The following is a 13,926-nucleotide window of genomic DNA, read 5'->3' as shown; positions in this document are numbered from 1 at the left end:
CCTTCCGGTTGGACGGCGAGACGTACGGTATTAACGTCATGCAGGTGCAGGAAGTGCTCCGCTATTCCGAAATTGCGCCGGTGCCGGGTGCGCCTCCCTATGTGCTTGGCATCATCAATTTGCGCGGCAACGTGGTCACGGTGATCGATACCCGTCATCGGTTCGGTCTGGCCGACGGGGAAGTCACGGACAATACCCGCATTGTGATTATCGAAACGGATAACCACGTGATCGGCATCATGGTCGATAGTGTGGCGGAAGTGGTGTATCTGAATCAGTCCGAGATTGAAACCGCGCCCAATGTCGGCAATGAAGAGAGTGCCAAGTTTATTCAGGGCGTGTGCCACAAGAACGACGAGCTGTTGATCCTGATTGACCTGAACAAGCTGCTCACCAACGAAGAGTGGGCCGAGCTGGACGAGATTTAACGGATGAACTGGATGCTGCTGGCCATTGGTTTGAGTCTGGTGTTGAGCGTTGTGGCGATGGCGGTCGCCCTGGTGGCGCTGCGGGCCAGCCACCGCCAGTTGGATCAGGTACGCTCCAGTCATCGTCGTCTGGAAAGTGAGTTGGCGGTGTCCAATAGCGCCGCCATTGGCATGGGCAATCGCCTGATCGCCATGGAAAAGCGCCTGGCCCAGGGCGCAGGCGGATCGCCCGACGCACCAACGGAGCAGCCCTACACCGAAGCCAATCAATTGTTCCGCATGGGTGTCAGCGTCGAAGAAGTGGCGCGCCGCTGCGGCCTGTCCCGTGCCGAAGCCTCGCTCCTGCAAGCCATGCAGGAACACCGATAAAGCTGTCGCGCGCTATCTGTAGGGCGGATCGGTCCGACGCTTCGGAGCGTCCGTAGGGCGGATAAGGCCGCAGGCCGCATCCGCCGTAACACCCCTTCGCTTCACCTACGGCGTAAAAATCTCCCCATTCACGCCCACAGAATCTTCCCCCATCAGATACAGATACAACGGCATATGCGACTCGGGCGTCGGCAGGGTGCGCGGATCTTCGGCCGGGTAGGCCGCCGCCCGCATCCGGGTGCGGGTGGCGCCGGGGTTGATGCTGTTGGCCCGGATCGGCAAGGCACCGTCCAGCTCTTCCGACAGGGTCTGCATCAGGTTGTCCTGAGCCGCCTTGGAAGCCGCGTAGCCCCCCCAGTAAGCGCGGCCTTTCCGGGCGACGCCGGAACTGGTAAACACAATACTGGCGTTTCCGGATTGCTCCAGCAGCGGCAATAGCGCCTGAGTCAGCATGAAAGGCGCGTTGACATTGATCTGCATCACCCGCAGCCAGGTGTCGGTGGCGTAATTGGCAATGGGCGTTCGCTCACCCAGGTCGCTAGCGTTGTGCAGAATCCCGTCGAGCTTGCCGAACTCCTGATACAGGGTGTCGGACAGATCGCGATAGTCTTTTTCGGTGGCACCTTCGAGGTTCATGGGGTAAATCGCGGGCTGGGGACCACCGGCCTGTTCAATTTCATCGTAGACTTTTTCCAGCTTGGCCATGGTGCGCCCGAGTAATACCACCGTGGCCCGATGTTCGGCGAAGGTTTTCGCCGCGACCCGTCCTATACCGTCCCCGGCGCCGGTGACCAGAATGATTTTATCCTTGAGCAGGCTGGGGGCGGGTTGGTAATTGTCCGGTAGTGTCATAGTTCAACTCTTTTCGGTGTAACGCTCGGTGTTGATCGGTTGGGTGTTGACCGATAGCGCCAATGCTTATCGGAGCAGCGTGTCCAGAATGGGCAGAATCTCCCGGCCGTGGTCCACGCGGTAGTCCGCGCCCCAGGCGTCGACATCGTCCCCGTCTTCAATGTAGCCATAGGCGGCGGCGATGGTGATGGCGCCGGCCTGTCGGCCGCATTCGATATCGCGCCGATGATCGCCAACATACAGAATATGCTCGGGTTCACAGCCCAGATGCTTGGCGGCCAGAAACAGTGACTCCGGGTGTGGTTTGCGCTCGGTGACGTGGTCCGGGCAGATGATGCTCTGGGGGGCGGGCTGTAGATCCAACTGCTCCATGAGGGGCAGGGTGTAGGCCGCCGGTTTGTTGGTCGCTACGCCCCAAGGAATCTGCCGTTCGCCGAGAACCTGCAACAGGGTTTGCAGGCCGGGGAACAGCGCGGTGTGCACCGCCAGGTGATCGCTGTAAAGCGCCAGAAGCCGGGTCCGTAGGGTCTCGAAATCCGGGTGGCCCGGCTCGACGCCAAAGGCGAGTTCAACCAGGGCCCGGGCGCCGTTGGACACGCTGCGCCGGATGGTGGCGTCGGCCAGGGGCGGGTGGTCGTACTCAGCCAGGAGCCGGTTTACGACAACCACAAAGTCGGGCGCGGTATCCAGTAAAGTGCCATCCAGATCGAACATCACGGCGCGAATTGGAAGGTGCTCAATCGTTGAGCTTTTCTCGGACTTTTTGGTCATCGGTCAGCCCACCTGGCGGGNNCAGGGTGCCGTCCAGATCAAACAGAACGCCGCTGAGCATCAGGCGTCGGCTCCCAGCTGGCAGTAGACCATGTAGTTCACGTCGACGTCGCTGCCGAGTTTGTAGGTGCGGGTCAGCGGGTTGTAGGTCAGGCCGGTGATGTCCTGAAGGTCCAGCCCGGCGTCACGAATCCAGCCGCCCAGCTCGGCCGGACGAATGAACTTGGCGAACTCGTGAGTGCCGCGCGGCAGCATGCGCAGGACGTATTCTGCGCCGACGATGGCGAACAGGAATGACTTGGGGTTGCGGTTGATGGTCGAGAAATAGACGTGGCCACCAGGCTTGACCAGAGTGGCGCAGGCGCGGATCACCGAGGCCGGGTCCGGCACATGCTCGAGCATCTCCAGGCAGGTGACGATATCGTATTGACCAGCGTCCTGTTCGGCGAGAGCCTCGGCGGTGATCTGGCGGTAATCGATGGTCAATCCCGACTCCTGGGCATGCAGCCGGGCGACCCCCAGGGGAGCTTCGCCCATATCAATGCCGGTCACCTCGGCGCCGCGTTGGGCCAGGGCTTCGCTCAAAATGCCGCCACCGCAGCCCACGTCCAGCACCTTGCGGCCGGCGACCGGAGAGTGTTCGTCGATAAAGTTGGCGCGCAGCGGATTGATGTCGTGAAGAGGTTTGAATTCGCTCTCGCGATCCCACCAGCGGCTGGCCAGGGCCTCAAATTTGGCGACTTCAGCCGCGTCGACATTGCTCATGTTTGATCTCCGCTTAATGTTGTCCCTTGATCTGCTTGGCCCACCAGCGGGCCTTACCGATCAATTCGCGTTCATTCAGGGTCTGCAGCTGGCGACTGAGTAGCAGGGCCTTGCCGGCCACCCAGACGTGGCTGACCTTGTGGCCGCAGTTGGTGTATACCAGTTGCGATACCGGGTGATATACGGGTTGCGAAGGCAAATCGCTCAACTCGATGGCGGTGATATCCGCCGACTTGCCCACCTCCAGGCTGCCGATGTGCTCGTCCAGCCCAAGGGCGCGCGCGCCGTTGAGGGTGGCCATACGCAGGGCGCTGTGGGCATCCAGAGCGTCGGCCCGACCGGCCACCGCTTTGGCCAGCAGGGCGGCGGTCTTCATTTCGCTCAGCAGGTCCAGGTCATTGTTGCTGGCGGCGCCGTCGGTGCCCAGGGCGACGTTGATGCCCTCGTCCAGCAAACGCTGTGCGGGGCAGAAGCCGCTGGCCAGCTTGAGGTTGGACTCGGGGCAGTGAACCACCTGTGCGCCGCTGTCCCGGATCAGTTCGATATCGCCCTCGTCCACCTGGGTCATGTGCACGCACTGGGTCAGGGGCGACAAGAGCCCGAGCTCGGCCAGTCGTTGGATGGGGCGCTTACCATACTGCTCAATGGAGTCACTGACTTCCTGGGCGGTTTCGTGCAGATGAATATGGATCGGGGCGTCCAGCTCCTGGGCCAGAGTGGCGATGCGGGTCAGAGGTTCGTCCGAGAGGGTGTAGGGGGCGTGGGGCCCAAAACCGATCCGGACCAGTTCGCTGGCGCGAAAATCGTCGTGCAGGGCCAACCCCTTGCGGAAATAATCTTCCGGGCCCTGGCCCCAGGCGCTGGGGGCGTCAAACACCGGAAAATTGACCTGGGCCCGCATGTGGGCCTGCTGGGCCGCCTGCGCCACCTGCTCGGGGAAAAAGTACATGTCGCTGAAGCAGGTGGTGCCGGAGCGGATCATTTCGGCCATGGCCAGTTCCGTGCCGTCGCGCACCATATCCTCGCTGAGCCACTGGTCCTCGGCGGGCCAGATATGGCCCTCCAGCCACTGTTTCAGGGGCAGATCGTCGGCATAGCCCCGCAGCAGGCTCATGGCCGCGTGGCCGTGGGCATTGACCAGGCCGGGGATCAGGAGGTGGTTGCCCAGGAAGATTTCCTGTTGGGCGTCGTAGCGTTTGTCGGCTTCTTCCTGGGGTACCAGGGCCTGAATGACGCCTTTATCGACGACCAGGGCACAGTGCTCAAACACCCGGTTTTCCGGCACCACGGGCGCAATCCAGCGGGCTTTGATGATCAGGCTGACGGTTTGCGGGGCTGACATAAAAGGAATCCTGAATACAACTTTGTCCAAAGGCCGCCAGTATACTCTTATTGGCCCTTGGCATGCAGGCCCTCTTCGCTCGAAAAACGCCCTGAAATCACCCCCTTAGCCGGTTTTTATGGTAGTATTCCGCCCTTTGTGCGGCAGCCTGGATACTGCCCCGACAGGCCCCAGAGGGCCCGTTGGGCACGGCTCAGGGGGCTTTATCGGCCTCTCTGGTAAGGGTTGCTTCTCCGACGTTTGATAATAAGGAACTCAGCGAGTCCATGGGCGAATTAGCGAAAGAAGTTTCACCCGTCAACATCGAAGACGAACTCAAACAGTCCTATCTCGACTACGCGATGAGCGTAATTGTGGGGCGGGCCCTGCCGGATGTGCGCGATGGCCTCAAGCCGGTGCACCGGCGCGTTCTGTTCGCCATGAGCGAGCTCAAGAACGACTGGAACAAGCCCTACCTCAAGTCGGCCCGTGTGGTCGGTGACGTCATCGGTAAATACCACCCGCACGGCGACTCGGCGGTGTACGACACCGTGGTGCGTATGGCTCAGCCGTTCTCCCTGCGCTATATGCTGGTGGACGGGCAGGGCAACTTCGGTTCCATCGACGGCGACAGCGCCGCCGCCATGCGTTATACCGAAGTGCGCATGGCCAAAATCGCCCACGACCTGCTGGCGGACCTGGACAAGGAAACCGTCGATTACGTCGACAACTACGACGGCACCGAGCGCATCCCCGATGTGCTGCCCACCCGTATTCCCAACCTGTTGGTCAACGGCTCCTCCGGCATTGCTGTGGGCATGGCCACCAATATTCCGCCCCACAACCTGAAAGAAGTGGTCCGTGGTTGTCTGGCGCTGATAGACGACGAAGACATCAGTATTGATGACCTGATGGAGCACATCCCCGGGCCGGACTTCCCAACGGGGGCGATCATCAACGGCCGCGCCGGTATCGTACAGGCTTACCGCACCGGCCGTGGTCGTATCTACGTGCGCGCCAAAGCGGAAGTGGAAGAAGATCCGAAAACCGGTCGCGAGACCATCGTGGTGCACGAGATTCCCTACCAGGTGAACAAGGCGCGTCTGATCGAGAAGATCGCCGAGCTGGTCAAGGACAAAAAGATCGACGGCATCAGCGAATTGCGCGATGAGTCGGACAAGGATGGCCTGCGCATCGTGATCGAGGTCAAGCGCAACGAGTCCGGCGAAGTCCTGCTCAACAACCTCTACGCCCAGACCCAGCTGCAGACCGTGTTCGGTATCAACATGGTGGCGCTGGTGGATGGCCAACCGAAGCTGTTGAACCTCAAGCAACTGCTCGAAGCCTTCGTCCGTCACCGCCGTGAAGTGGTGACCCGTCGGACCGTGTACCTGCTGCGCAAGGCGCGCGAGCGGGGGCATATTCTCGAAGGTCTGGCGATGGCCATCGCCAACATCGACCCGGTGATCGAGTTGATCAAAGCCTCGCCGTCACCGGCCGAAGCGAAAGAAGGGCTGATGGCCCGGGGTTGGGATATCAGTCAGATGTCCGCCTTCCTGGAACGGGCGGGCGACGACGCCTGCAAGCCGGAAGATCTGGGCAAAGAATTTGGCGTGCACGACGGCGCCTATTACCTGTCGGCCGCCCAGGCGCAAGCGATTCTGGATCTGCGCCTGCACCGCCTGACCGGCATGGAGCACGACAAGCTGCTGTCCGAATACGAAGAGAAGCTCGAGCAGATCGCCGGCTTCCTGGATATTCTGAACCGTCCCGAGCGTCTGCTGGAAGTCATCCGCGAAGAGCTTGAGCAGGTGATGACCGATTACGGCGACGACCGTCTGACCGAAATTACCGCCTCTACGTTGGATCTGACCACCGAAGACCTGATTGCCGAGGAAAACCGGGTGGTGACCATTTCCCATAATGGTTATGCCAAAACCCAGCCGCTGGACGATTACCAATCCCAGCGTCGAGGTGGTATGGGCAAATCGGCCACGGCGGTGAAGGATGAGGACTTTGTTGAACACCTGCTGATCGCCAGCACCCACGACACCATTTTGTGTTTCACCAATGCCGGTAAAGTCTACTGGCTCAAGGTGTACATGATTCCGGTGGCAGGGCGTCAGTCCCGTGGGCGTCCGGTGGTGAACCTGTTGCCGCTGGAAAGTGACGAGCGGATCACCTCGATTCTGCCCGTCAAGAATTACGACGCGGATCATTTCATCTTCATGGCCACCCGTCGCGGTACGGTCAAGAAAACGCCGCTGGATCAGTTCTCCCGTCAGCGCAGCGTCGGCCTGAAAGCCATCGAGCTGGATGAAGGTGATTCGCTGGCGTTTACCGCCATTACCAATGGTGACTGCGATGTGATGCTGTTCTCCAGTAGCGGTAAAACTGTGCGCTTCAAAGAGTCCACCGTACGCTCCATGGGCCGTGTGTCACGTGGTGTGCGCGGTATTCGTATGGACGACGAGTATCAGGTGGTTGGCATGGTGATTCCGCAGGAGGGCGGTAAAGTGCTGACGGTCAGTGAACACGGCTATGGTAAGCGCACCCCGGTGGAAGAGTTCCCCACCAAAGGGCGCGGTGCCCAGGGCGTGATCGGCATGCAGACCACCGATCGTAACGGCTCGGTAGTGGGCGCCGTGCAGGTGCTCGACGGCGAAGAGATCATGATGATCACCGACATGGGCACGCTGGTGCGCACGCGAGTGGACGAAGTTTCGGTATTGAGCCGAAACACCCAGGGTGTCCGTCTGATTCGCCTGAAAGAAGGTGAGCACGTCAAAGGCGTGGAGCGCATCGAAGAAGACGAAGAAAGCGGCGAGTCCCTGGTAGAGGACGACGCCGAAAACTGATGCACCTGTCACGGTACGTGTAGGGCGGGTAAGGCCAAAGGCCGCACCCGCCGTCACCCCAGCGTCCAAGCGACAATGCACAAACACGACGACAGGCACCCAACGGGTGCCTTCTCAATGGTAAACGATGCTTCTATGAACGAATCTGAACAACTGAAGGTGCTGCGCGATCGCATTGATTCGATCGACGATCAGATCGGCAAACTGATTTCCGAGCGGGCTCAGTGCGCCCAAGATGTGGCGGAAGTCAAAAAGAGCGCAAACCCGGAAGAGGCGGCGAAAAGTTTTTATCGCCCCGAGCGTGAAGCCCAGGTGCTGCGCAAAGCCATGGAGCGCAATCAGGGGCCTTTGAGCAACGAGGAAATGGCGCGCCTGTTTCGGGAAATCATGTCCGCCTGCCTGGCGTTGGAGCAGCCGATCAAAGTGGCGTTTCTGGGGCCCGAGGGCACCTTTACCCAGCAGGCAGCGCTCAAGCATTTCGGTCACTCCGCCATTGCCATGCCGTTCTCGGCCATTGATGAAGTGTTCCGTGAAGTGGAAGCCGGCGCGGTCAATTACGGCGTGGTGCCGGTGGAGAACTCCACCGAGGGTGTGGTCAATCACACCCTGGATAATTTCATGACCTCCAACCTGAAAATTTGTGGGGAAGTGGAGCTGCGGATTCATCAGAATCTGTTGATATCCGATGTCACTCACGTGAAAAACATCAGCCGTATTTACTCCCACTCCCAGTCGCTAGCCCAGTGCCGCAAATGGCTGGATGCGCATTACCCGAACGCCGAACGCATTGCGGTCAGCAGCAACGCGGAAGCGGCCAAGCGTCTGAAAGGAGAGTGGAATGCCGCCGCCATTGCGGGCAGCATGGCCGCCGAGCTGTACGGCCTGAAAGTGTTGGCCGAGAAAATCGAAGACGAGCCGGACAACTCCACCCGTTTCCTGATTATCGGGACCGAATCGGTACCGGCCAGCGGCGATGACAAAACCTCCCTGGTGGTGGCCATGCGCAATGAGCCGGGCGCACTGCACAACCTGCTCGAGCCGTTCCACCGCCACCATATCGATCTGACTCGGGTGGAATCCCGCCCGGCGCGAACCGGTGCCTGGACCTACGTATTCTTCATCGACTTCAGTGGTCACGCCCAGGACGCGGAGGTGAGCAAGGTGCTCAACGAAGTGTCGTCGCGGGCGGCGGACCTGAAGTTGCTCGGTTCCTACCCGAAAGCGGTTCTTTAAGGGCGGTCATGGCGGTCACTTCTGAGGGACACACAGCGACTGATCCGACGCCGGTCATCGGCAAACTGGTGGTGGTCGGTCTGGGATTGATCGGCGGCAGTCTTGCCATGGGATTGCGCCAGCGACACGCCTGTCGAGAGGCCATCGGGGTGGTTCGCCGCCCGGACGCGGGCCGCAAAGCCATTGAGCTGGGCGTAGTGGATCGGGTGGTAGATGATCTCAGTGCTGTCGCACCCGAATTGGGCGAGGGCGATGTCATTTTTATCGCCGTGCCGACCCTGGCGGTAGAATCGGTACTGGCCGCCATTCGCGATCAGGTATCGCCGGCGGTGACCATTACCGATGGCGCCAGTGTCAAAGGCAGTGTGCGCTCCGCCGCAGAATCGGTTTACGGGCAAAGCCCCGCCCAACTGGTGCTCGGCCATCCCATTGCTGGCTCCGAGCGCAGCGGCGTGACCGCATCCAACCCGGATCTGTATGAAAACCACCGCGTCATCCTGACGCCGCTGCCCGAGACCGGCGCCGTGCATCTGGAGCGGGTACGGGCCCTGTGGCAGGCCGTCGGTGCCGAAGTGCTGGATATGTCCGTCGAAGAGCACGACCAGGTGCTCGGCGCCACCAGCCATTTACCTCATGCCATCGCCTACTCACTGGTTGATACCCTGGCAGAGGATATCGGTAACCCGAATATCTTCCGCTATGCCGCCGGCGGTTTTCGGGACTTTACCCGCATCGCTTCCAGTGACCCGGTGATGTGGCACGACATCATGAAAGCGAACCGGGGCGCGGTTCTGGATTCGCTGGATCTGTTTATCGACAACCTGACCCGGTTGCGCGCGGCCATCGACCGTGAAGACAGCGAGTATCTGCTGGGCGTCTTCACCCGAGCCAAAGCCGCCCGGGACCATTTCACCAATATTCTGGCCAAGAGAGCGTTCATACCAGCCATGACCACAGGAAAAATAGATTACCTATTGCAACCCGGCGGCGCCGTGACCGGTACCATTCGGGTGCCGGGCGACAAGTCGATTTCCCACCGTTCGATCATGCTCGGCTCGCTGGCCGATGGCGTGACCGAAGTGGAAGGCTTCCTGGAAGGGGAGGATGCTCTGGCGACGCTACAGGCGTTTCGCGATATGGGTGTGGTGATTGAAGGGCCGAGCGAAGGTCGGGTCAAAATCCACGGCGTGGGCCTGCATGGCCTGAAAGCGCCCAAGAAGCCGCTGTATATCGGTAACTCCGGCACCACCATTCGCCTGATGTCGGGCATTCTCGCCGGGCAGGCGTTTGACAGCGAAATCAGTGGCGATGAATCTCTGGCCAAGCGGCCTATGGATCGCGTTGCCAACCCGCTGCGTGAGATGGGGGCCGTGGTTGATACCGCTGAAGGCGGTCGTCCGCCGCTCAAGATCAAGGGTGGGCAGGCGTTGAAAGGTATTGATTACGAACTGCCCATGGCCAGCGCTCAGGTGAAATCCTGCGTTCTGCTGGCCGGGCTGTACGCCCAGGGCACCACCCGGGTAACCGAACCGGCGCCGACTCGTGATCACACCGAGCGCATGTTGACCGGTTTCGGCTACGAGGTGAAAAAAGACGGCGCGGTGGCTGAGCTCACCGGCGGCGGTCATCTCACCGCCACCAAAATTGAAGTACCGGCGGACATTTCTTCGGCCACCTTTTTCATGGTGGCGGCGAGCATTGCTCCCGGGTCCGACCTGACGCTGACCCACGTCGGCATCAACCCCACGCGGGTGGGCGTGATCAATATTCTGAAGGCCATGGGGGCGGACCTGACCTTGAGCAACGAGCGCATCGTCGGCGGTGAGCCCGTAGCCGATATCCGCGTTCGCTATGCGCCGCTGAAAGGTATCCACATTCCGGAAGATCAGGTGCCGCTGGCGATTGATGAGTTTCCGGCGCTGTTTATCGCCGCCGCCTGTGCGGAGGGTGAGACGGTATTGACCGGCGCGGAAGAGCTGCGGGTGAAAGAGAGCGACCGCATCCAGGCGATGGCGGACGGTCTGACCACCTTCGGTATCGATGCCAAACCCACCCCCGATGGCATTGTGATTCAGGGCGGCACCATGGGCGGCGGTGAGGTGGAGACCCACCACGACCACCGCATTGCGATGTCTTTTGCCATCGCGGCGCTGCGGGCCACCCAGCCAATCCGGGTCAAGGACGCTACCAATGTGGCCACCTCATTCCCGACCTTCGTGGAACTGGCCAAACAGACCGGAATATCCTTAGAAGTAATCGATCATTAAAGGAGGGGGCGCATTACTCTATAATGCGCCTTACTTCGAATCCCAGTCACCCAAGGGCGGGTGAGTCTCCTGCTTGTCCCGCCCCCAAACAGTGTTGAGCGGAATGTCAGACAAATACAATCTTACCCACCTGAAACAACTGGAAGCGGAAAGCATCCATATCATTCGCGAAGTGGCGGCGGAGTTTGATAACCCCGTGATGCTGTACTCCATCGGCAAGGACTCGGCGGTCATGATGCACTTGGCCCAGAAGGCGTTCTACCCGGGCAAGCCGCCGTTCCCGCTGATGCACGTCGACACTACCTGGAAGTTCAAGGAAATGATCGAGTTCCGCGAAAAGCGCGTGAAGGAACTCGGTTGGGATCTGATTGTGCACATCAACGAGGAAGGGGTGAAGATGGGCGTGGGCCCCTTTACTCACGGCAGCGCCAAGCACACCGACATCATGAAAACCCAGTCGCTCAAGCAGGCGCTGGACAAGTACAAGTTTGATGCCGCCTTTGGCGGCGCCCGTCGCGATGAAGAAAAGTCCCGGGCAAAAGAGCGCGTTTACTCCTTCCGCGACAAGCACCATCGCTGGGATCCCAAGAACCAGCGTCCGGAGTTGTGGAACATCTACAACGGTCGGGTGGACAAGGGCGAGAGCATTCGCGTGTTTCCGCTGTCGAACTGGACCGAGCTGGACATCTGGCAGTACATCCACCTTGAGAACATACCGCTGGTGCCCCTGTATTTCGCAGCCAAGCGTCCGGTGGTCGAACGTGACGGCACCTGGATCATGGTGGACGATGAACGCATGCCGTTGGAGCCGGGCGAAGAGCCGGAAATGAAAATGGTGCGCTTCCGCACCCTGGGTTGCTACCCCCTGACCGGCGCGGTGGAATCCGAAGCGACCACGCTACCGGAAATCATTCAGGAAATGCTGCTGACCAAGACCTCCGAGCGCCAGGGCCGCGTGATCGATCACGACAGCTCCGGCTCCATGGAAAAGAAAAAGCAGGAAGGGTACTTCTAGGCTGGGTTACGGCGGATGCGGCCTTCGGCCTCCGAAGCGTCGGACCGATCCGCCCTACGTTGGGCTGCGGGGTTGCGGCCTTCAGTTTTGTCCGTCCTAAGGAGGTTGCGTAGGGCGGATAAGCGAAGCGCATCCGCCGTTACCGTACGTAAAATCTTCGCCGTAGCCCAACTGGACGGCCCCGAAAAAACGAATTCAAGACCAAGGTAACTGAACACCATGAGTCACCAAAGCGAATTGATCGAAACTGATATCGACGCCTATCTCGAACAGCACGAAAACAAAGAGCTGTTGCGTTTTCTCACCTGCGGTAGCGTCGACGACGGCAAAAGCACCCTGATTGGCCGCCTGCTGCACGACTCCAAAATGATCTACGAAGATCAGCTGGAATCCATCAGCTCGGACAGCAGCAAGTACGGCACCACCGGTGAGAAAGTGGACCTGGCACTGCTGGTGGACGGCCTGCAGGCCGAACGCGAACAGGGCATCACAATTGATGTTGCCTACCGCTATTTCTCCACCGCCAAACGTAAATTCATCATCGCCGACACCCCGGGGCACGAACAGTACACCCGGAACATGGCCACCGGTGCCTCCACCTGTGACCTGGCGGTGATTCTGATCGACGCGCGCCACGGTGTCATGACCCAGACCCGTCGCCACAGCTACATTGCGTCGCTCCTGGGCATCAAACACATCGTGGTGGCCGTGAACAAGATGGATCTCGAAGGCTTCAGCGAAGAGGTCTACAACCACATCAAATCGGATTACCTCAACTTTGCCGAAAAGTTGGGAATGACCGACGTTCAGTTTGTGCCCATGTCCGCCCTCGAGGGCGACAATGTGGTCAATCGCAGCGAACGTTGCGACTGGTACACCGGCCCGACATTGATGGAAATCCTGGAAAACGCGCCAGTCATGGCCGAGCGCAACTTCGAGGACTTCCGCTTCCCGGTCCAGTACGTGAATCGTCCCCACCTGAACTTCCGCGGTTTCTGCGGCACCATCGTTTCAGGAATCGTGAAGGTGGGTGATGAAGTCAAAGTGTTGCCGTCGGGCAAGAAGAGCAAGATCAAATCCATTGTCACTTTCGATGGTGATTTGCAGGAAGCCTTTGTCGGGCAGGCCGTGACCATCACCCTGGAAGACGAGATCGATGTCAGCCGTGGCGATATGATTGTCCACTCGGCGGACAAGGTGGAGCAGACCAATCACCTCAAGGCACACCTGGTCTGGATGAACGAAGACGCGGGCGAGCCGGGCAAAGAGTATCTGTTCAAATTTGCCAGCAAACTGGTCTCGGGGCATATCGATAACCTGGAATACCGGGTCGATGTGAACACTCAGGAGCACAAGCCGGCGGACAAGCTGCAATTAAACGACATTGCTGTATCCGAGCTGTCTTTCAGTCAGCCGGTGGTCGTGGATGCCTATCCGAATCATCGGATGAGCGGCTCGTTCATCGTGATTGACCGACTGACCAACCTCACCGTCGGTGCCGGCATGGTCATCGAAGGCCTGCGCCGCACCAAAACCAGCCACCACCAGTTCAGCGAATTCGAACTGGAGCTGAACGCCCTGGTCCGCAAGCACTTCCCTCACTGGGATGCCAAGGATTTGAGTAAATTGTAGGAATTCGTTACTTCGAACAGGGGTGCTGCGACAGGGTGTATTGTTGCGAGACACGCCGTGAACCCATCCATGGGGGCTCATCACCCGCCGTCCAGGCGGGTGACGGTCTCGCAACAATACACCCTGTCTCCGCAGTGCCAGATTCACGTTTCGGGAAATAGCACCTACAAGATGTTTACGGAGCAGAAGAGTGTTTCGTAGGGTGGATAAAGGGCGCAGCCCTGTCATCCACCATTTTACAGTTGCCGTTATAGTCCCGTAGGTCGGATTAGCGCGTAGCGCGTAATCCGACATCTTTTGCCAAAGTCAACGTCGGATTACGCTCCGCTAATCCGACCTACGCAATTATTTCCCGAAACGTGAATCTGGCACAGCGGAGGCTGGGTGTACGGTTGTGAGACCGTAAGCGGAGGGA

Annotated in this window: 11 protein-coding genes; 7 read left to right on the top strand and 4 right to left on the bottom strand. The window is 59.7% G+C overall.

The features are described 5' to 3' along the window. Both B3187_RS04105 and B3187_RS04100 read left to right on the top strand, forming a co-directional pair. Positions 1-428 (top strand): chemotaxis protein CheW (locus B3187_RS04105; protein ID WP_286804698.1); only part of this gene is annotated, 428 nt, incomplete at its 5' end. A gap of 3 nt (positions 429-431) precedes the next feature. Beyond that, entirely contained in the window at positions 432-797 is a 366-nt protein-coding gene (locus B3187_RS04100) for a DUF2802 domain-containing protein (protein WP_123637232.1), read from the top strand. A gap of 105 nt (positions 798-902) precedes the next feature. Here the strand turns inward: B3187_RS04100 and B3187_RS04095 are convergent, their stop codons facing one another. The 4 genes from B3187_RS04095 to B3187_RS04080 all read right to left on the bottom strand — a co-directional run bounded on the left by B3187_RS04095 (position 903) and on the right by B3187_RS04080 (position 4,527). Beyond that, positions 903-1,649 (bottom strand): YciK family oxidoreductase, encoded by a 747-nt coding sequence (locus tag B3187_RS04095; RefSeq protein WP_286804697.1) that lies wholly within the window; start codon positions 1,647-1,649, stop codon positions 903-905. A gap of 66 nt (positions 1,650-1,715) precedes the next feature. Next, a complete protein-coding gene (locus tag B3187_RS04090) occupies positions 1,716-2,420 on the bottom strand; it encodes an HAD-IA family hydrolase (RefSeq protein ID WP_286804695.1) in 705 nt (234 codons plus the stop codon). Between the two features lie 60 nt (positions 2,421-2,480). Next, entirely contained in the window at positions 2,481-3,185 is a 705-nt protein-coding gene (gene ubiG, locus B3187_RS04085; protein ID WP_286804693.1) for a bifunctional 2-polyprenyl-6-hydroxyphenol methylase/3-demethylubiquinol 3-O-methyltransferase UbiG, read from the bottom strand. A 13-nt stretch (positions 3,186-3,198) separates the two neighbouring features. Beyond that, complete coding sequence (locus B3187_RS04080; protein WP_286804692.1) at positions 3,199-4,527, bottom strand: TRZ/ATZ family hydrolase; 1,329 nt, start codon at positions 4,525-4,527, stop codon at positions 3,199-3,201. A gap of 266 nt (positions 4,528-4,793) precedes the next feature. Here B3187_RS04080 and gyrA point away from each other — a divergent pair, with 266 nt between their 5' ends. The 5 genes from gyrA (at position 4,794) to cysN (ending at position 13,511) form a co-directional block, all read left to right on the top strand. Next, positions 4,794-7,364 carry a DNA gyrase subunit A gene (gene gyrA / locus B3187_RS04075; RefSeq protein WP_024460000.1) on the top strand — a complete coding sequence of 857 codons (2,571 nt, stop codon included), beginning with the start codon at positions 4,794-4,796 and terminating at the stop codon, positions 7,362-7,364. Between the two features lie 135 nt (positions 7,365-7,499). Continuing rightward, positions 7,500-8,597, top strand: coding sequence for a prephenate dehydratase (pheA, locus tag B3187_RS04070; RefSeq protein ID WP_286804691.1), 1,098 nt, complete (start codon positions 7,500-7,502; stop codon positions 8,595-8,597). An 8-nt stretch (positions 8,598-8,605) separates the two neighbouring features. After that, the gene (locus B3187_RS04065) at positions 8,606-10,864 is read left to right on the top strand and encodes a bifunctional prephenate dehydrogenase/3-phosphoshikimate 1-carboxyvinyltransferase (RefSeq protein ID WP_286804689.1); all 2,259 of its coding nucleotides are present in this window, start codon (positions 8,606-8,608) and stop codon (positions 10,862-10,864) included. Positions 10,865-10,967: 103 nt separating this feature from the next. Continuing rightward, positions 10,968-11,879 (top strand): sulfate adenylyltransferase subunit CysD, encoded by a 912-nt coding sequence (cysD, locus tag B3187_RS04060; RefSeq protein WP_024460003.1) that lies wholly within the window; start codon positions 10,968-10,970, stop codon positions 11,877-11,879. A gap of 219 nt (positions 11,880-12,098) precedes the next feature. After that, complete coding sequence (gene cysN / locus B3187_RS04055; RefSeq protein WP_123637236.1) at positions 12,099-13,511, top strand: sulfate adenylyltransferase subunit CysN; 1,413 nt, start codon at positions 12,099-12,101, stop codon at positions 13,509-13,511. Positions 13,512-13,926: the final 415 nt, after the last annotated feature.

Source organism: Marinimicrobium sp. UBA4209 (genome assembly GCF_002381585.1).
GTDB lineage: Bacteria > Pseudomonadota > Gammaproteobacteria > Pseudomonadales > Cellvibrionaceae > Marinimicrobium > Marinimicrobium koreense.
This window is presented reverse-complemented; position numbering and strand designations above follow the sequence as displayed.

Bases quoted from the DNA above. Each gene is read 5' to 3' on its own strand.
- B3187_RS04100 (WP_123637232.1), top strand. From the start codon at position 432: ATGAACTGGATGCTGCTGGCCATTGGTTTGAGTCTGGTGTTGAGCGTT.
- B3187_RS04095 (WP_286804697.1), bottom strand. From the start codon at position 1,649: ATGACACTACCGGACAATTACCAACCCGCCCCCAGCCTGCTCAAGGAT.
- B3187_RS04090 (WP_286804695.1), bottom strand. From the start codon at position 2,420: ATGACCAAAAAGTCCGAGAAAAGCTCAACGATTGAGCACCTTCCAATT.
- ubiG (WP_286804693.1), bottom strand. From the start codon at position 3,185: ATGAGCAATGTCGACGCGGCTGAAGTCGCCAAATTTGAGGCCCTGGCC.
- B3187_RS04080 (WP_286804692.1), bottom strand. From the start codon at position 4,527: ATGTCAGCCCCGCAAACCGTCAGCCTGATCATCAAAGCCCGCTGGATT.
- gyrA (WP_024460000.1), top strand. From the start codon at position 4,794: ATGGGCGAATTAGCGAAAGAAGTTTCACCCGTCAACATCGAAGACGAA.
- pheA (WP_286804691.1), top strand. From the start codon at position 7,500: ATGAACGAATCTGAACAACTGAAGGTGCTGCGCGATCGCATTGATTCG.
- B3187_RS04065 (WP_286804689.1), top strand. From the start codon at position 8,606: ATGGCGGTCACTTCTGAGGGACACACAGCGACTGATCCGACGCCGGTC.
- cysD (WP_024460003.1), top strand. From the start codon at position 10,968: ATGTCAGACAAATACAATCTTACCCACCTGAAACAACTGGAAGCGGAA.
- cysN (WP_123637236.1), top strand. From the start codon at position 12,099: ATGAGTCACCAAAGCGAATTGATCGAAACTGATATCGACGCCTATCTC.